The organism is Leptospira sarikeiensis (genome assembly GCF_004769615.1).
In the GTDB taxonomy this organism is placed as follows: Bacteria; Spirochaetota; Leptospiria; order Leptospirales; family Leptospiraceae; genus Leptospira_B; species Leptospira_B sarikeiensis.
Map to the genome: position 1 here is coordinate 536,497 of NZ_RQGF01000012.1, position 18,010 is coordinate 554,506.

An 18,010-nucleotide genomic window follows, 5' to 3' on the forward strand; every position below is an offset into this window, starting at 1 on the left:
ATGAACAAAAGAAATAAAGTAAAACATCTCAACCGCGAAAAAGGTCATAGAGATGCTCTGATCAATAACATGATCACAAGTCTTTTCAAATACGAAAGGATCGAGTCTACTCAAGCGAAGCTGAAAGTGGTTCGTTCTCACGCAGAAAAGATCATCACTAGAGCAAAAAGAAATCTTGCGACCGATATCGCTCCTGCTGTTGCTCTTCATAATAAACGCGAAGTATTAAAAAGAGTAAAAGATCGTAACATCGTTACGAAACTTTTTGAAGATATCGCAGTTCGTTATGCAAGCACCAATGGTGGATACACTAGAATTCTTAAAAAGATCAACCGTGCTTCTGATAATTCCGAAGTAGGTATCTTAGAATTAACTGCTAGAAAAGATCGTCCTACTCTTATTAAAGAGATCAAAGATAAGAGAGAAGCGGTTTCCGACTCTAAAAAAGAAAAAGCGGCGGCTCCTGCTCCGGAGAAAAAAGAAAAAGCTCCTAAGAAGGAAGCGGCTCCAAAAGCAGTGAAGAAAAAACCAGCTAAGACTGCGGCTCCTAAAAAGACCGTTAAGAAAGCTGCTCCAAAGAAGAAAAAATAATATAATTTCCCCTAAGAGATGGGAGATAGTGGACCCCGGTGTTGGAAACAGCATCGGGGTTTTTTATTTTGTAGGAGTTGGAAAATTTCTATTTTATACAGGTTAGAAATTAAGGCCTTTTTTAAAACCCTCTAGATCTCAAGAACTCGTCCAATCTTTCCACAAGAGCACTTTCTCCATCCAACTCTTTTGCTTTTTCCAAAACGGAGCGAGCGTCTTTGAATTGATTTAGAAGTCTATAATTATCGGAAAGATTGATTAGATTTGCTAAGCGATGAGGTTGAGTATTACGGACCTTCTCCGCTGCATCCGCTGCACGTTTGAAATCCTTCATATGTTTATAACATAAGGAAAGTAAAAACCAAATATTATGGGATTCCGGATCCAGGTTCAGATAACGCTCCAACCATTTGGATGCTTTTGAGAATTCTTTTTTATCGTAATAAATTTGTCCTAGGAGTCTAGCTGATTCCTTAAAGTTTGGAGCTAAGTTCCAGGAAAATTCTAGAAGTTCTACTGCGATTGGGATTTCCTTTTTCGATATATGCTGTTTCGCTTGGTTGTACTTTGCTACTGCGTCGTTATACTTCGGATGTTCCGGATCGATAAGCTCTTTATAACCGATCCTGATCAAGGAAAGATCATCTGCGATTGCTCCTACCCCATGTAGTTTTCCAGCAATTAGATCCAGATCTCCTTTAGCCTCTTCTACGATACGAACGAATTGTGTTTCGTCCTCGTTCATCTTCCAATTGATCCCGTCGGAACTTATATTGATATCGTCTCTACCGTCCGAACCCACAAATAGAACATCTCCAGGTTGAAGATAAGATTCATGAATTTTAATATTCGCACCGAAAGGGGATCCTAATTTCCAAGCGGAAAGTTCAGGAGCAAGGAAAGAAGATCTGTCGTCCCTGAATAATACAGGCCAAGGGTGTTCCGCATTTAGGATAAATAATTTTCCCGTCTTATCATGGATCAGTCCGAAGATGGCGGATGCCATCATTGTCCCGTCAAAGGTTTTAAAAATTTCGTCCAGCTCTCTATGTGTTTGGAGCAGCCAGGCTTCGGGAGTGATATCTATCGTTCTTCCATGACTCGCCGATCTGGACATGATATTATTCACTGCGGTCCCGAGTACGATTGCTCCTCCTGCTCCCTGTAGGGATTTTCCCATTGCGTCGCCGTTTAAGAAGAAACTCCATTTTTCTCTTTCGGGGCCGAAAAGAAGATTTCCACTAATACAAATATCTCCTCCTAATTCGGATTCCCTATTTTTAAATGTGAACTTCTTCTTTTGTTCTATATAGAAAATCGTGCTAACGTCTTGGGAAGTATTCCAATTCGTCATTAGAGGTTTACTTAAAAGAGAAGTGAGATAATAATCCCCGTCCTGTTGCACTTTGAGTGCCTGGATCTCTTCCATTCTTTTGGTGACTTCGGTAGTTCGCTCGTCTACTTTTTGCTCTAAAGTGCTTGCGTATTCTTCCTCCACTGCACCGATCCTGCGGAAGATCAATATCACGCTTCGAGTGATATAAGAAACAACGGCTAAGAATACTAATTTTAAAGCTTGTTCGGAGATAGAGGCGTATCCAGGAGAGATCACTTTTAGTTCGTCCTCTGTGAATTCCACTCCTCTGAATATAGTGTTGATGATTACGAGCCCTTGTCCTACGACACTTACGATTCCCGAAAGTTTGGCTACTGTAGGAGAAAGTAGGAGCACTGAATATACGATAAAGATCATATTGATCGCATACAAAACCATCTGGCGGATGACTCCGGACGCCATATTTCGATCCGTCCAGGATGCTACGAACATGACCACACATATGATCGTGATATCTGCGATCACCGAAACCTTTCCAACCATGGAAGGAATCATTCCGAATTTCTTATTACAGTAATAATTATAGAATGCGTAGCCCAGCATAGAGCTCGTTCCTATGAGATACGCTGCATTTTGTACTGCAGAACTTTGAGTCCAAGATGCAGCGAGAGAGGCTAAGAAAAGTCCAGCCAATCCAAAACGAATCCGATTGATCGTAAGTGGACCGGAGGCTATAATCCTCTCAGTTATGAGTTCTTTTTTTTCTTCCATCCCGGAATAGGCCTCTTATGGAAATCGCCTTAATGTATTTGGATTAGTGAATATATTTTCAGACGTATCATCCACAAATTTTTTACAAATTGTTTGATACTTGTAAAAATAGTACTCCGTCTCCAAATACTTAAGACGAAAAAAATAAGAGAAATGTAAGTGGCTCCTTTGAAAACAATCTCGCAATTTAAAACTTTCTTTTATTGTTCGGCCGGATAACCTCCGTAAGTCATTTTCCCAGTAAGATAGATTGGACTTTTCTTTTCGGTAATGACTCGATTGTTTAATCCGGATTGGATCGTCTGCAATGTTTGGATATCAAACGTTGTTCCTTGACCGTCTACAATAAGTGCATAATGAATAGAAGCATCCGGATCTTCTTCCGGATCTGGATCATCCCATACTAATGCCAAAGTACCGGACCCATTCTCTCTGTTTCTGTCATCCGTTAGGATGACCTCGTTTGATTCTTGCAGAAGAATTCCAGGAGTTTGTTTATTATAAATCCGTTTTTCTGTAATTAATACGATATCATTCTTATTAAAATGAGGAGGAAGGTAAATCTCGGTAGGCGCGGCAGAATTTCTCCCTTTCCAAACAACTAAGATAAATCTTTTATCTCCTAGATACTTAGGTCCTGTTGCAGTTGTGCGGATCGCTGCCCACGCAAATACATTATTCCAAGTATCGTATCCTATTGCATTATAATGTGAACTAATCGCTCTTCCTTGGATCCTTCTTGCATAGGCCCGTTGGATCACATGATAATCCATATTAAAGCTGGTTCCGTAATTTCCAATAACGGAGAAGTCTTCGTTATTCCATGCGTCTTTTGTTGTAATCAACTTGGAACTGTTTCCATTCATGTATTCCGAATGTTTGTCGTAATAATAATCCCAATGCCATTGTGTTCCGGAAACGATCGGATTATAGAAGTCCGCAAATCTGGTCTTGGTCGTTTGAGCCTTATCTGAAATCTCCATTGCTTGGTAGACTGCATTGATCATTCTAGGAGTGTCCTTTGCTCCTACACCTTTTAGCCACATACCGAATTCACTTAAGAAAGACGGAATATTTAAGAAACGTGCTTCTTGGCGGATTTGATCCAGATATTTAAAATAAGTAGCGTTATCAATGCCTGTGAGATCGGTTCCCATTCTTGCCGCGTCATAAAAATGAGAATTGAATGCGAAACCTTCTCCCGGTGGAGTGCTTAGATATCCACCCCCGGTTGCAGGAGCGAGAACCCCAATATTCGTATTCCAGAATACCAACGGTTCTGCAAATACGAGTTTGTTTTCCCATCCGTTTTGGGTTAGGGTTTCTCTTACTTTTCTATAAAAGGGCCATAGTTTCTGGTTATCCCATTGAGCTGGGCTAAGTCCTTCCATTCCTCCATCTACAGGCTCATTAAAAGGATCCAAACCCACGATATAATCGAAATCTTCTGAACTTAATCTTTCCTTAATATAAGCAGCGGCCTTGCCGATCTGCCAGAGATACTCTGTCTGAACGTATCTTGTTCCGGACGAAGTTGATATAGATGCATTATTCCAGAAATTCCTAAAACCTTTACGCACCGCTTCGTTTGTAAGATTGTTCTGGCTCCAAGTTGCACATATAATTCCACAATATTCGGAAGGGTAAGAACTTCCGGAAATGATCCAAGAAGGGGCTCCATTCCCGGTATGCCAAGAGTTCTTGTTGAATAGATGTCTGGAGAATAGATCCTGATGATAATCCACTAAAACATACATTTTTTTGGCAGTGGCCTTGCGGATCTGAGAGATAACTGCGTCCAAATAAGAATAATTGATGGTATTCACGGAAGGGTGTACTCCTTCCCAAGCAATTGTATATCTGATCAGATTGGAACCTGTGGTTTTTCCCAATCGGGTGAACGCAGTCTCGGCATCGGAATCGTTTGCAAATGCTTTGAAACCATGTTGCGCGAGTTTTACATTCCCGGAGATATTAAAGCCTCTAAAGGAAACCTCTCTACCAAGTCCGTCTAAGAAAATTTTGTCCGTAACTCCATTATAGGTTTTAGATCCAACGAAAATTTTTCTTTCTAAGTCGGAGTTTGCATAATCAAGACCATGCGGAGTATTATCCTCTTCGAGGTCCGCTGTCCAATATTCCGAGGAGACCGAGGACGCGCTCTTGTCGTTGTTTAAGAGGACTATCAACTCATGGGAGTTATTTTTTTCGGAAGAACAGGCGAGAAGGCAGATAGCACTTAGGTTGATTATATATTTTTGTATTCTCTTCATGGGCGAAGAAAGTATTTTTTCTCGAAATGTAGGCCAAGTTATATTTGTAAAAATAGAAAATTAATCTTCTTTATAAATTTTAGCAGTACGAAATAAATTTCCATTAATTAAGGTTTTTGAAATTGTTTTATAATTGAAAACATTTTTGAAAACTTATATCTCACTTAATCGAACTAAAAGGAGAATCTGATGAAATTGGTCGGGGTTATTTTACTTAGTGTAGCCATTGTAATAATATTGATCGTACTTTCAGGATATTTACTTCCTAAGGATCATATGGCAAGTGTAGAAAAGGATTTTTCCTCTTCTCAAGAAAGTATCTATAGGATCATTCGTAATATTCGAGAATATAAAACTTGGAGAAGTGGATTAACTTCTGTGGAAGTTGAATCTGACACCCTTTGGACTGAATCGGATCCTCATGGAAATGAAATTCGTTTTGGGATCATTGAGGAAAAGTCACCGCAATATTTAAGGACAAAAATCCTGAGTGAGGATCTTCCTTTTGGGGGAGGTTGGGAATTCGAACTGACTTCAAATGGGCAATCTACCAAATTGAAGATCACCGAAAAAGGTTTTGTGACGAACCCTTTGTTCAGACTTCTTTCCAAATTTGTTTTTGGTCACGACGCAACCATGAAAACATATTTGGAGGATCTTTCTAAAAAGTTGGGATCTTCAGTTAATTGATTAAGAGAAGATTCAGAAGAACAGATTTAGCCTCTGTTCTTCTCCGCTTGCTTGGAATATTTTCTTTGATAGACAAAACGAATCGCTTCCGCTTCTAACCAAGGCACAGGTTTGCCCCCGCCTAAAATTTTAGATTCAACGAATGCTTTACTCGCTTTTTCTAAAACCATACATACAGCGTGGACATCATCTAAACTTTTATGAGCACATAAGGCTCCTGCGTCTTGAAGATACACTGCATTCCTTCTGCTAATGGCAGAAACGATCTTCTTTAATCCCTTTTCATCTTTTTGATTCGGAACTACTTTTGCATTTGGTCCTACGATCTGAGCCATATCATCCAAGAAAGGACGGACAGTTGTTCCTGCCATAGAGCAGGTTGTCACATTCTCTTGGGTCGAATGAATAATAACGCTGAATTCAGGTCTTGCTAAGTAAAGGGAGAGATGTTGTATCGCTTCTTCCGGAACATCCTTTGGAAAAACTTGATTTGCTTCTAGAGGAATTTCTAAAAGAGCATTCTTATTCTTTTTTCCTATTAAAGCAAGATCGGATTTTTTAGGAGTGATCCAAATACTTTTGCCGATCTTAACGCTTGCACATCCGTTTTTCGCAAGGATACCTTCTTTCACCAATTGAGGGAGGAACTTCTGAAGATCGATTGGGCTATCTGGTGCTTTCATGCGGATTTTACCAACCCAAAGTTTTTCAGATACCAAGAGCGAATAGAATCTCTATCTCCTTTTTTGTATCCGGAAACTTTCAAAAATTCTTTTTCTATAAATAACTGACAGACCCTCTCTAATTCCAGAGCGACTTGGAAGGCGTCTTCCATATCTCTTCCTACGCAAAGAGTTCCATGATTTGCTAATAGTACTGCTTTACTTCCGGATTTATTCAGTGCCTCGATCGCCATTTTGATCAGCTTTTTAGTTCCTGGAAGGGAGTAGTCAGTGCAAAGAACAGGACCTCCGATGATCTTTTTCATCTGAGGATTTAATACAGGCACATCCTTTCTTGCAGCAGCAACAACAGCAGCTTGAAGTTGGTGAGTATGAATGACAGCACCGATATCTGGACGAAGTTTGTAAGCTGCAGAATGAAGTCCTTTCTCATAAGAAGGTTTGATCTTACCGATATGAGTAAGATCGTGAAGATTCACCTGTACAATTTCTTCCGGAGTTAAGTCTTCGTAAGTTCTTCCTGTTGGAGTGATCGCAAAATAGTCCGCGTCTATTCTTTGGCTGATATTTCCCCAAGTTCTTGCAATGAGTCCGGACTTCAAAAGTCTGATCCCGGTATCTCGGACGATCTTTTTTGCCTTACTAATTTCCATGTTCTCTTCTCCTATTCGGCGAACGAAGGGTTATACACCTTCGACTTTCTGAAACACCCTTTCGAATCTTTTTAAAGCATCATCAATTACTGCATCCGTATCTGCAGCGCTTGTATACAAACGACTTCCCGCCAAGGTAACGATACCTTCTGCCATATATGCCGCTCCCATTTCTTCCATTGCCTTTTTACGCAAATGGGCCTCTTTGATCGTGGACTTGATCTTCCAGAATTTTTTGATATCGATCTCTAAAAGCATTGTTCCTACAGTTTCTAAGTGGCAGATCGAACCTTGGTTGAAGGCTACGAAAGGAAGATTATACTTCTTAATTAGTTTTTGTAAACCAGCAGTAATTCTATCTCCAGCTCTTCCTGCCTTTTCGCAGGCCTTTTGTTTTTCGATTTCCAGAAGAGTATAATATCCAGCAGCGGAACTCAATGGATTTGCAGCCATGGTTCCACCGATTAGCGCCTTCTTCACCCCTGTTTGAAGACCTGCAGAAAGATACTTCATATATTCTTTCTTACCGCCTAAACCGCCGGCAGAAGGATATCCTCCAGCAACTACCTTACCGAATACTGTAAGATCGGGAGTGACTCCATAATAACCTTGAGCTCCGCTTAGTCCGACACGGAATGCAGTTACAACCTCATCAAAGATCAATAATGCTCCGTATTTATCACAAAGTTCTCTAACACCTTGGTTGAAATTCATATCGATCGGACGAGTTCCACTTTCAGGACCGATTGGTTCTAGGATTACTGCAGCAGTGCCCCCTCTCCAACGATTTCTTTTTAAGGTTCTTTCTAATGCATTTAGATCATTTGGATAGAACTCTTGGGTATATTTGAAAACATGTTTTGGGATCCCATGAGATTCGAAATGTCTGGTTCCAGGAAGCCTAAGACCGTAAGCGAGCTGGTCACTCCAGCCATGATACGCTCCACCCATCTTAACTATATTTTTCTTTTTGGTAGCAAGTCTTGCTACACGAATAGAAGCCATACATGCTTCTGTTCCGGAGCCTAACATACGGAACATTTGGACGGAAGGCATATGTTCTACGATCTTCTCCGCCAATTTTAATTCGTATTCATGGAATAATCCGGTAACAGGACCGGTCGTCTCTAATAGATGAACTACTTTTTTGCGAACGCTACTTGGATTACTTCCTAAAACTGTAGGACCTCCTGCTTGGAGGAAGTCTATGTATTTATTCCCATCGAGGTCGAATAGATGCGCTCCGGAAGCTTTTGTGAAAACAAGAGGAAACGGATAATTGAAAGCTAAATTGTGCTGCACTCCGCCAGGAATATATTCTGAAGCCTCTGCAATCATTGTTTTGGACTTCTTACATTTCTTCTCGTAATACTCTTGAAGGTATTTTTCCATTTCGTCCTTCCGAATGGAGCGAATTGGCTGGCTAATGAGTTCTTTTAGCTGCTTATAAGTCTCTTTTACATCTGGGTATTTGCTGATTGCGAAGCCGGTAGACATATCTTTTTCCTTTTTTTACGGAATATAGGTTGACAGTGAGTGAATGCTCACTCACTGTCAACTAGAAAATATAGAAAAGATCCTTTCGGGAAAATTTTCCGTATTCCTAAGGGATGGGATCGTTCAGGTAGTAATACGTAGGGAAGGACTGTGGCCGAATTTACCTCTTCAAAATACAATCGAGAGACCTTCGATAAGATTCCGGAAGAAAAAAGGACCAGAATACTTTCGGTCGCGATCGCTGAATTCGCAAACCGCGGCTTCAATAATGCGAACACAAATATTATCGCTAAAAAAGCAGGGATCAGCGTCGGTTCCTTATATAAATATTTCGATACCAAGGAAGACTTTTTCTTAACCGCAGTTGGGTATGGGATCCATCAGTTGGAAAAAACTTTGGAAGAAGTTTTGGGTGAAGATAGCGATCTTTTCGGTAAAATAGAAAGGATCTTGCGCATCATTCAAAAACATTCCAGGGAAAATCGCGATATCATTCGTTTATATAACGAAATTACTGCAGAAGGAAACTCTGAACTTGTCAGGGGACTTTCCTCAGGTATGGAAAGTGTTTCTGCTAAGGTCTATACTTCTTTACTTTCGGACGCTAAGAAGTCCGGGATTGTAGGGAAGGATGTGGACGAGAAAATTTTCGCATTCTGCATAGATAATCTTTTTATGATCCTTCAGTTTTCTTATGCTACCGAATATTATCGGGAAAGAATGAAGGTTTATCTTGGAAAAGATTTCGATAATGACGAGAAGGTTGTAAAGGGGATCATGTCCTTTATTCGTAAGGCATTAGAGAAGAAGTAAAATCCTTAAAATTCAAATCGTCTCATTAATCCAACTTCTACCGATTGAGATCTGGTAATTGGGTTACCCGACTTTGCAACTAGATTCAAAAATGCTTGTCTATTGAGCTCTTCTGATGTTATAAGTTGCCAACTTGTAGAGATATTCGATAAGGTTTCTACACTATATCTCCATTCAAAAGAACTGACTCCGAGCCAGACAGAAATTCCGTTATTGTAATGGTAGAAAACCTGAAAGCCCAAATAGTTCCCCTTTGATTTCCATTTTACTCTTTCTGAAATGATTGAGAGAAAGAAAGTTGATTCTCCGGGAGTAACAAGATCCGGCTGGAGTGCAGCAATTGGATTGAATGCATCATAGTTACGATTTCCACGTAAAGAGATAAAATAAGACTCTAATCTAAGTTCCCAATTGTTACTAAGTGGAAAGGATAATTTTAAACCGGAAATCCATCCTTTCATATGTTCCGAAATTTGTCTATGCTGGATCCCGCTAAACGGTAGGCTTGAAGTCCCGATATTTAACATTGTGTATAGTGAATTTTGATCGTTCAAACTTCCTTCGGATTGTAACATGCCGGCGAATGGTCGAACTTGTATAAAAGAATTTGAATATACTAGTAATGCCAAATCTCCTTTTGTAATATTTTGCGATTCCGGAAAGCTACCTTTTGAACTGAAAGGATTTGTGAATCCGGTGAGGCCAGCCGCGCGAAATCCCGAATTTTCATGAACGGTTTCAGATCTAAATTGATTATATTCGAGGGAAGCGGATAAAATTTTCCAGTAATAATTTAATTCAAAGCTATTTGATAATCTTTCACGACTACCAGTATGCAGAGGCCAACTTATGAATTGCGCACGTGTGTTTAGTTCTATATCTTGATAACGATCTGTAAATTTTTCGCCAGGAGATTGGTATCGGCCTAACCCCATTCCAACCAGAATTTCTAATTTATGGTTTTTAGGAGTTTTTTTCTCCTCTGTGGGTTTTGGATTCGATACTTCTTGGAACTCCTTTATAGGTTCGGCTTCAACCGTTTCGATCACTTTAGGAAGTTCATTCTTAATCTTAGGAGCTTCTTTCGGAAAATCAGCTAATGGAGGTAATTCTTCTGGCACAGGTTTAGAACTAGATCCCTCATTTTTGATTTGATTTTCGATACTTGATTCAGGAAGAGCAAATTCTTTCTCAGCATCTTCCAGAACGGAATAAGCGGACGTCTTTTCTCTTTGAATATTCTGAATAAAACGTTTTTCTAATTTTCCTTCGACACCACCTTCCGTTTTTATTTTGATATAAGAATTTGTTTCTTCCAAGATCGTTCCGCTAACTTTGGCCCCGGTTGTGAGTTCAACTGTAACAGTATCCGGAAGGATCATATACAACGGAATTACGGATAGACTTAGGATAAATAGAAGGCTTGTTATATTCTGAAAGCGAGACCTAAACAACTGTTGAATGCCTTTCCGATCGAGTTCGATCTAAATCTTACAAAAAAATAAATGAGGGAATAATTCCAATCAAAAAGGATGATCTAAATCCAAGCGAAATACGTTAGGATAACCGACACTCTTGTTACTTGATCTATGTTATTATATATGGATTGATGGGTGATTCGGACCTTTTACTAAATATTTCTTATTAATGTAAATATCCCAAATTTGGTAATATAAAATAGAAGTTATCAAGGCTTGGAATAATTGTAGGTAGTATCGAAGCGGTTAGATTCGCTCTATATTAAAAATCAGACGCTTTCATAATTCCGAGTTCTATGGATTCCGATCTAGAGGTTCCTAAATATGGGGAGGCGAATGTTTTTAGGAACAATTGTGTCACTGCAACGTCGGTGATGCTCACCGGCTCGCTAGCATATTTACCGAAGTTGACAGCCTCTAAATTATATTTCCAGAATAAGGATTGTACTCCAACCCAAATGGAAAAATTAGAAGTATGAAATATGAATTTGTAAGATAAATATCTTGCGGTTGCATTCCAGATCAAATTTTCAGAAAATGAAGTAAATTTTGCCGGTTCGAAAATTGAAGAACTGCTAAATTCCTGATAGATAAGGCTCGCATTATGATCTCTTTGTCCGGAGAGAAAAGCAGAATATAACTCGAAACGATTCTCTATTTGTGGATTTAAACGTACTGAAAGTTTTAATCCGATCAATGGGCCTCGCATCGACTCTTTCATACTATTTTGCTGCATTCCGTTCACATAAAAGGTACTAGAGTAGATCGGATTCATGAGAGAAGAGTGTGCGTCTGTCTTTGCAGATGTTTCTAAGATCCCGACCTGTGGGCGTAATTGGATGCCCGCGTCAGAATAAGCTAAGTAATTTATATCCGACTTAATAAAAAATTGTGTATTTGTATGAGGTTCCTTTGCTTTTACATTTATATTTAGATTATTGTTCAATATATATTGGCTGAAGTCATTGGATTCTCCCGTAAAATAGGAGCCCGAGAGAGAATACGCAAATTTCTCTTTATAATAATTTACCTCAAGAGATCCTACAGGCCCAGGTTGATTTTCCTTATAACCTCCCAGATAAATATTACTTTCTTCTCCATTTAACCCGACTTGGCCCATATCTTTCAATTTGAAAGCGGCTAAATCGGGGGTATTGCGGAACAAGCCGTATCCGATACCATAGGAAAGTTCGAATCTTCGGTTTTTTTCACTTAAGTCGTTAAGACCGCTTTCTGTTTTATCAGATGATTCCACCGAATTCGATTTTGTTTCGGTTTGGATTGTGTTATTGTCTGGGATGGCGGTTTCTTGCGTAGGGTTTTGGATATTCGGGCTCTCCGAAACCTCCGGCTCGGGTGGGTTGATGTTAGAAGGCTCCTGCGTAGGAGTTCCTACTTTCTCTATGAACTTTTTTTCTAGCTTCCCGATTAATCCGTTAGCTGTTTTGATCTTTATATATTCGTCTGTCTCTTCTAAAATTTCGCCTTTTACTACTGCGCCACCTCTTAAATAAACCGATTTCTCCTCACTATACGTTAGGGATAGAGGGATTAGGATGAAAATCGTTAAGAGCGCTCTGCTATAGGCAGACATACGGAGAACTTGGTTTTGCGGACCTCTAAGACAACAATTATTTTTACCGAGTCCGGAAGAAAGAATGAAGTTTCTCCACTGAAAGTTGATCTTAACGGAACTCTAGTCGTTTCATGATCCCGAATTCTATAATGGAGGATTTACTATTAGATGTACTACTTTTCGCAATCGCTTCCAAAAGTTTCTCTTGTTGAAATGCGTATGTGGGATCTATACCTAGGAACCCGTCTTTGCTGGAATAGTTGATCAAGTTGAAATTATCCAAATTGTATTTCCATTCGTAGTATTGGAATCCTCCATAAATAGAGAGTGTCGGGGTGATCCGATATACTAACCTATATAAAAAATGGAAACCGTCCGCTCTCCATCCTGCTGTCTCGGAAAGTTTGATGATCGCAAATTGTGATAAATTCACAGGTACTAAAGTAGATACCGTGCTTCCGTTTTGATTTCCGGATAATGTTAAATTATGATATTCTAAACGATTTTCCCATCTATCTCCCATACGGATCGTAGCCTTGAGGCCTATTGTATATCCTTTTAGGGTCTCTTGAAATTCAACTGCAGAATTCGCATATAGATAAAGGCCGGTTGCTATAAAATAATTCGTAGAACCGTTTGGATCTTGGGTCCGTCCCCAAAAATATTGATAACCTAGGCTCGGTCTTAGATCGAATCGATCATTCGTGAAAGCTAAAAAGGAAAAATCGCCTTTTAAGCTACTTTGTTTCTCCGGAAAACTTCCTTCTGTTGTGCTCATACCTGTTTCACTATAAGTGGCCGCATGATATGTACTTCTATTCTGAAAATAAGATCCGTGTATCCCGCCTGACCATCTTTTCCAAGTATATATTCCACCGAAAGTTTCGGAAACGGAAGGTTTATGGGTAGGTTTGTCTATTTGTGTAGGGGGAATGCTCGATAGAAGTCCGAATTTATTTTGAACCCTTGCAAGGAACTCTTGGGTGTCCGGAGTGTATTTACCAGCACCTATTCCGAGATATAATTCTAGATCTTTCCGATTCAATTGGTCTATGCGAAAATTCAGAACAGGTTTTTCCGAGACAATCGCTGGGCTAGGAATTTCTACGGAGTTTGTTTCCTTTTTATTAGGTTCGACTTCCGCTTTTTTTTCTTTTGTTGCATCACCGAAACTGACCATATTGATCTCAGTCTTATTGAGTTGAATTGTCTCTCCAGAATCGATTTTGACTGTCAGACTTGTCGCGTTTTGTTGTAATACTTCCCCCCTTAAAATTTTTCCATTTTTTAGATAGATCGTTTTCTTTTCTGCAAAAGTTGGAGTTGTATAAAAAAATGCAAAGATGGAAATGAAAATTAAACTTATACGAAACGATTTCATCTTGGCATATAATGAAGATTGAAATGAAATAGACAATAATTTTATAATAAGAAATTTTTAGTTTTGATTTGCAAGGTCGAATCTAAATATGAAACCGAATAGGATTGCCTCCGATTTGCTTACGGATGCAGCCCCCTTTACGATTTGCTCTTGCAATAGGTCTTCCAATAAAGCGGCATTCGGAATAGAAGCCGGAGCTTCGAATGCATATTTTTGTTCGAGCGAATAATGATGTACGGAATATTGCCAATTGTATATGGAGGCTCCTAACCAAACCGAAAATATTGGAGTTAGTTTATAAACGAATTTATAATCAAAGTAAACTCCGTATGCTTTCCATCCGATGGCTTGGGAAAACTCCCCATATATAGGAGATGCGGAATCGGAAAAAATTTTAGCATGAGTCGTCAGATCTTGAGTCCCTTTCAGTTCTAAAGAATGGATTTCGATCCGATTTTCTATTCTTTCTCCGAGCCTGATAGTTGCTTTTATACCTGCAGAAGGTCCTCTTAATCGTTCGCTAATAGTAAAAGAATATTGTCCATACAGTGACAATCCGGAAGAAGAGAAAGCTTTGACGCTAGTGGATTTATCGTCAGTGCTCCCCCAAAACTCAGAATAACCTAATGTAGCTTTTAGATCGAATCGATCATTACTAAAAGCTAAATAAGAAACATCTGCTCGGAGAGAGGATTGTTTTTCCGGATAGGTTCCTCCAATTGTACTAAATTCGGTACCTGAATTAAGACCAAGATAACTAGTGGTTGTCGTTCCACGAAAATTATTCCCGCTTAAACTCCCAGAAAATCTCTTAAAAGTATAATTGATCCCAAGTTGATCAGAGAGGTCTGTATGATAACTCGGCTTCTTTGATATGCTTGGGTTTGTGCCGAAAAGTATACTTAATCTATTTTGTGCTTCTATTAGAAAGTTCTCAGAATTCGGTTTATAAAATCCATATCCTATCCCGGCAAAAAATTCTATGTCATGCCTTTTAGTATGGCTAAAGCTGGGATCAGATTTTTTAGGGGGGTCGGGCTTTTTCTCCGGAATGATTTCTGCAGGTTTTTCCGGGACGGTTTTTGTAGGATTATCATTCTGAGCCTGCTGCTTGAGTCTTTCTTCAGATTCTTTTAGTTCTTTAGCGCTCGGTTCTTTATAAGTTACTCTCTGGATCTCGGCTTTATTCAGTTGTCTAACTTTTCCATCTGTAGTTTTTATTTGCATGGAAGTGCCGGTTTGTTTGATTACTTCTCCTCTTAAAATTTGACCATTCATTAGATAGATCGTTTGTTCTTCTCCGAAAATATCTGTTAAAGGAAATATTATAATGAATGTTATAAAAAATCGATTAATAAAAAGATAATTCATGCCAAGTGTGTATACGTTTTGTTTAATTTTGGCAATAAATTATTATTTTATTTATTTGTAAAAGACCTCTATTTAAAGTTATTTCGATTAGAAAAGAGACAGTAATTATTCTATTACTTCGTATCGGAAGAAATGTTTGATCGGCCAAGATCAAGTCTATACATAACCCCGAATTGGATTGCATTTGATTTGCTTGTGGATGTAGCTCCCTTTACAATCTGCTCCTGGACTAAACCTTGAAATATGGCAAAATCCGTCGAGGAAGCCGGAGCTTCGAAGGCGTATCTTTGTTCGAGTGAATAACGATCTAAACTATATTTCCAATCATAGGAAGCTATACCCGCCCAGATCGAGAATACCGGAGTTAATTTGTATACAAACTTGTAATCGAAATAAACACCTTTCGCTTTCCAAGAGATGGATTGAGCAAATTCTCCATAGATTGGAGAACCCGAATCCGGAAAAACGGTAGCGTGGATTGTGAGGTCTTGAGTCCCATTTAATTGTAAGGAATGAAGTTCGATCCGGTTTTCTATTCTTTCTCCGATTCGGATCGTCGCTTTTAGTCCAGCAGACGGTCCCTTTAACTGTTCGTTAATATCAAAGAAATATTGCCCATACAAATACAATCCTGACGAAGAGAATGCTTTAATGCTTGTGGACTTATCGTCCGTATTTCCCCAGAACTGAGAATATCCTAAGGTGGGTCTTAGATCGAATCGATTATTACTAAAAGCTAAATAAGAGATATCTGTTCTTAGAGAAGATTGTTTTTCAGGATAGGTTCCTCCGATCGTATTGAACTCACTGCCCGAGTTAAGGCTTAGAAAATTGGTGGTGGTAGTTCCACGAAAATGGCTTCCACTTAAACTTCCTGAAAATTTTTTGAAAGTATAATTAAGTCCAAATTGATCGGAGAGCCCTGCCTTATAACTCGGTTTCTCTGTAATACTTGGCCTTGAGCCGAAAGCTATATTCAATCTATTCTGAGCATCTATTAGAAAATTTTCAGAATTCGGTTTATAATATCCATATCCTAATCCTGCAAAAAATTCTATATCATGCCTTTTGGTAGGATCTAAACTGAAGTCCGCCTTTTTAGGAGCTTCTGTCTTTTGTTCCGGAATTATTTCTATAGGTTTTTCGTTTTGGGCCTGTTGTTTTAGTTTTTCTTCAGCCTCTTTTAGCTCTTTCGCACTTGGTTCTTTATAAGTGACTTTTTGGATCTCAGTTTTATTCAATTGTCGGGTTTTTCCGTCTGCTGTCCTGATTTGCATGGACATAGCAGTTTGTTGGATCACTTCTCCCCTTAGGATCTGGCCATTCCTTAAGTAGATAGTTTGTTCTTCTCCAAAAATTGCGATTGATGGAAATACTATAATGAATGCTATAAGAATTCGTTTAATAAATAGGGAATTCATAGAACGTATTTGTATGTTTTGTTTTGCATTGGCAATAAATTATTTCAATATTTTTGAGGAAAATGACCCCTCGGAATTTTTGTTAGAAAATTTATAAGTCAATTATTCAATTCGAATCGTTTCATTACTCCGAATTCCAGAGAAGATGATTTACTCGTTGCAGGTTCCGATTTAGCAAATGAACTCAAAAGAATATTTATAAGAGCCATTTGTTCCGGAGGTGATGGGCTTTGAATGGATCCTAAACTATCGAAACTTTGTCCGTATGAACTAATTGTATATTTCCATTCAAAATTTTGGATTCCGGCCCAGATTGATAAAGTTGGTGTGAGTCGATAAAATAATTTATAAGAAAAATTGAATCCAGTAGCTCTCCAAGTTGTTTCTTGCCCTGTCAGAATAAAATCTGTGGAGGAATTAGCAGTGGATAAAAGACCAGTTCCGGATGAATGTTGCTCTCCCGTTAAAGTTAAATAATGAAGTTCTAATCTATGTTCCCATTTTTCTTTCATTCGGATAGTAGCTTTTAATCCGATAGAAGGACCTCGTAAATTTTCCAAAAATCTATACGTATATTTAAAAACGGAATTTATAGAATTCGCTTCGTAACCTACGGAAGTAGTCGATTTATCGTCAGTATTTCCCCAAACTTGAGAATAGCCTATACTAGGTCGCAAATCGAAACGTTCATTCGTAAAAGCTAAATAAGAAATGTCTCCTTTAAGAATACTTTGGCTTTCCGGATAGGTTCCGTAGAATTCCTGAAAGCTAGTGGCAGAATTATAAGATTTTATTCTGGTGGAAGTTTCTCCGTTAAAAACATTATTACTGAGTCCGAATGAGAATTTTTTAAAATAATATGTAGCTCCGAAACTATGTGCCTTTCCTCGCTTGTATTCAGGCTCATTCGCATCAATTGCACTTCCAGAAATGTTACCGAATTTTGCAGCCAAATGGTTTGCAAAAGTTTCAGAAGCTGGTTGATAAGTTCCATAGCCGATCCCAAAATACGCTTCTATATCCTTACGCTTTGTCTGATCGATATCGTAAGGACCAGATAATTTCTTTTCTTCCTGGATAATAGGAGTAGGGGGAACAATTTCAACAATTGGAGGAAGTTCGACGACTGGAGCTTGTTTGAGTTTTTCTTCCGATTCTTTTTTTTCCTGTTCTGTCGGAGCCTTATAGCTGACTCTTTGAATTTCCTTTTTATTCAATTGTCTGATCTTACCATCTTCCATTCTAATCTGCATGGTAGTCGCAGTCTGTTGGATCACTTCTCCTCTTAGGATCTGGCCATTTCTCATATAGATGGTTTGTAGTTCCGCAAAAAGCGCAGAACCGGGCAAAGAAAAAAGAAATAAGGCCAAGCAGAACTTCAGGAAACGACTACGCATAACGGTCGTTACTAGAGCAGAGGTTAGGCGCTAAATCAATAAATTATTATAAAGATCTTAATGAAATATGTTCTAATCC

Annotated in this window: 14 protein-coding genes; 3 read left to right on the forward strand and 11 right to left on the reverse strand. The window is 38.8% G+C overall.

Annotated features, from left to right (window positions below; translation table 11 throughout):
• Complete coding sequence (gene rplQ, locus EHQ64_RS07045) at nucleotides 1-591, forward strand: 50S ribosomal protein L17 (protein ID WP_135648760.1); 591 nt, start codon at nucleotides 1-3, stop codon at nucleotides 589-591.
• Nucleotides 592-712: 121 nt separating this feature from the next.
• On the opposite strand, the gene EHQ64_RS07050 is transcribed toward rplQ, so the two are convergent.
• Both EHQ64_RS07050 and EHQ64_RS07055 read right to left on the reverse strand, forming a co-directional pair.
• Nucleotides 713-2,698 carry a PP2C family protein-serine/threonine phosphatase gene (locus tag EHQ64_RS07050; protein ID WP_135648761.1) on the reverse strand — a complete coding sequence of 662 codons (1,986 nt, stop codon included), beginning with the start codon at nucleotides 2,696-2,698 and terminating at the stop codon, nucleotides 713-715.
• Between the two features lie 200 nt (nucleotides 2,699-2,898).
• Nucleotides 2,899-4,971: a cellulase family glycosylhydrolase gene (locus EHQ64_RS07055; RefSeq protein WP_135648762.1), complete on the reverse strand. Its 2,073-nt coding sequence runs from the start codon at nucleotides 4,969-4,971 to the stop codon at nucleotides 2,899-2,901.
• Between the two features lie 189 nt (nucleotides 4,972-5,160).
• Between EHQ64_RS07055 and EHQ64_RS07060 the strand changes: the two genes are divergently transcribed.
• On the forward strand, nucleotides 5,161-5,661 hold the full coding sequence (locus tag EHQ64_RS07060) for an LIC10604 family protein (protein ID WP_135648763.1): 501 nt from the start codon (nucleotides 5,161-5,163) through the stop codon (nucleotides 5,659-5,661).
• A 26-nt stretch (nucleotides 5,662-5,687) separates the two neighbouring features.
• Here EHQ64_RS07060 and EHQ64_RS07065 read toward each other — a convergent pair whose 3' ends face one another.
• From EHQ64_RS07065 to EHQ64_RS07075, 3 genes are read right to left on the reverse strand one after another with little or no spacing between them, the layout of a single operon-like run.
• Nucleotides 5,688-6,344, reverse strand: a complete 657-nt coding sequence (locus tag EHQ64_RS07065; protein ID WP_135648764.1) for a class II aldolase/adducin family protein — start codon at nucleotides 6,342-6,344, stop codon at nucleotides 5,688-5,690.
• Nucleotides 6,341-6,997, reverse strand: coding sequence for a class II aldolase/adducin family protein (locus EHQ64_RS07070; protein ID WP_135648765.1), 657 nt, complete (start codon nucleotides 6,995-6,997; stop codon nucleotides 6,341-6,343). Before EHQ64_RS07070 ends, EHQ64_RS07065 begins: the two co-directional genes overlap by 4 nt.
• A gap of 30 nt (nucleotides 6,998-7,027) precedes the next feature.
• Nucleotides 7,028-8,494 (reverse strand): aspartate aminotransferase family protein, encoded by a 1,467-nt coding sequence (locus EHQ64_RS07075; RefSeq protein ID WP_135648766.1) that lies wholly within the window; start codon nucleotides 8,492-8,494, stop codon nucleotides 7,028-7,030.
• 150 nt (nucleotides 8,495-8,644) lie between these two features.
• On the opposite strand from EHQ64_RS07075, the gene EHQ64_RS07080 reads away from it, so the two are divergent.
• Nucleotides 8,645-9,307, forward strand: a complete 663-nt coding sequence (locus EHQ64_RS07080; RefSeq protein ID WP_135648767.1) for a TetR/AcrR family transcriptional regulator — start codon at nucleotides 8,645-8,647, stop codon at nucleotides 9,305-9,307.
• Between the two features lie 5 nt (nucleotides 9,308-9,312).
• Here the strand turns inward: EHQ64_RS07080 and EHQ64_RS07085 are convergent, their stop codons facing one another.
• The 6 genes from EHQ64_RS07085 to EHQ64_RS07110 form a co-directional block, all read right to left on the reverse strand.
• A complete protein-coding gene (locus EHQ64_RS07085; RefSeq protein ID WP_135648768.1) occupies nucleotides 9,313-10,761 on the reverse strand; it encodes an SH3 domain-containing protein in 1,449 nt (482 codons plus the stop codon).
• A 286-nt stretch (nucleotides 10,762-11,047) separates the two neighbouring features.
• A complete protein-coding gene (locus EHQ64_RS07090) occupies nucleotides 11,048-12,379 on the reverse strand; it encodes a hypothetical protein (protein WP_135648769.1) in 1,332 nt (443 codons plus the stop codon).
• A gap of 91 nt (nucleotides 12,380-12,470) precedes the next feature.
• Nucleotides 12,471-13,742 (reverse strand): LA_0442/LA_0875 N-terminal domain-containing protein, encoded by a 1,272-nt coding sequence (locus EHQ64_RS07095; RefSeq protein ID WP_135648770.1) that lies wholly within the window; start codon nucleotides 13,740-13,742, stop codon nucleotides 12,471-12,473.
• 57 nt (nucleotides 13,743-13,799) lie between these two features.
• A complete protein-coding gene (locus EHQ64_RS07100) occupies nucleotides 13,800-15,113 on the reverse strand; it encodes an LA_0442/LA_0875 N-terminal domain-containing protein (protein WP_246048618.1) in 1,314 nt (437 codons plus the stop codon).
• A 113-nt stretch (nucleotides 15,114-15,226) separates the two neighbouring features.
• Nucleotides 15,227-16,534 (reverse strand): LA_0442/LA_0875 N-terminal domain-containing protein, encoded by a 1,308-nt coding sequence (locus EHQ64_RS07105; protein WP_135648771.1) that lies wholly within the window; start codon nucleotides 16,532-16,534, stop codon nucleotides 15,227-15,229.
• A 98-nt stretch (nucleotides 16,535-16,632) separates the two neighbouring features.
• Nucleotides 16,633-17,931 carry an LA_0442/LA_0875 N-terminal domain-containing protein gene (locus EHQ64_RS07110; protein ID WP_246048620.1) on the reverse strand — a complete coding sequence of 433 codons (1,299 nt, stop codon included), beginning with the start codon at nucleotides 17,929-17,931 and terminating at the stop codon, nucleotides 16,633-16,635.
• Between the last annotated feature and the right edge of the window lie 79 nt (nucleotides 17,932-18,010).

Bases quoted from the DNA above. Each gene is read 5' to 3' on its own strand.
- EHQ64_RS07105 (WP_135648771.1), bottom strand. From the start codon at position 16,534: ATGAATTCCCTATTTATTAAACGAATTCTTATAGCATTCATTATAGTA.
- EHQ64_RS07100 (WP_246048618.1), bottom strand. From the start codon at position 15,113: ATGAATTATCTTTTTATTAATCGATTTTTTATAACATTCATTATAATA.
- EHQ64_RS07060 (WP_135648763.1), top strand. From the start codon at position 5,161: ATGAAATTGGTCGGGGTTATTTTACTTAGTGTAGCCATTGTAATAATA.
- EHQ64_RS07070 (WP_135648765.1), bottom strand. From the start codon at position 6,997: ATGGAAATTAGTAAGGCAAAAAAGATCGTCCGAGATACCGGGATCAGA.
- EHQ64_RS07090 (WP_135648769.1), bottom strand. From the start codon at position 12,379: ATGTCTGCCTATAGCAGAGCGCTCTTAACGATTTTCATCCTAATCCCT.
- rplQ (WP_135648760.1), top strand. From the start codon at position 1: ATGAACAAAAGAAATAAAGTAAAACATCTCAACCGCGAAAAAGGTCAT.
- EHQ64_RS07075 (WP_135648766.1), bottom strand. From the start codon at position 8,494: ATGTCTACCGGCTTCGCAATCAGCAAATACCCAGATGTAAAAGAGACT.
- EHQ64_RS07095 (WP_135648770.1), bottom strand. From the start codon at position 13,742: ATGAAATCGTTTCGTATAAGTTTAATTTTCATTTCCATCTTTGCATTT.
- EHQ64_RS07055 (WP_135648762.1), bottom strand. From the start codon at position 4,971: ATGAAGAGAATACAAAAATATATAATCAACCTAAGTGCTATCTGCCTT.
- EHQ64_RS07065 (WP_135648764.1), bottom strand. From the start codon at position 6,344: ATGAAAGCACCAGATAGCCCAATCGATCTTCAGAAGTTCCTCCCTCAA.
- EHQ64_RS07110 (WP_246048620.1), bottom strand. From the start codon at position 17,931: ATGCGTAGTCGTTTCCTGAAGTTCTGCTTGGCCTTATTTCTTTTTTCT.
- EHQ64_RS07050 (WP_135648761.1), bottom strand. From the start codon at position 2,698: ATGGAAGAAAAAAAAGAACTCATAACTGAGAGGATTATAGCCTCCGGT.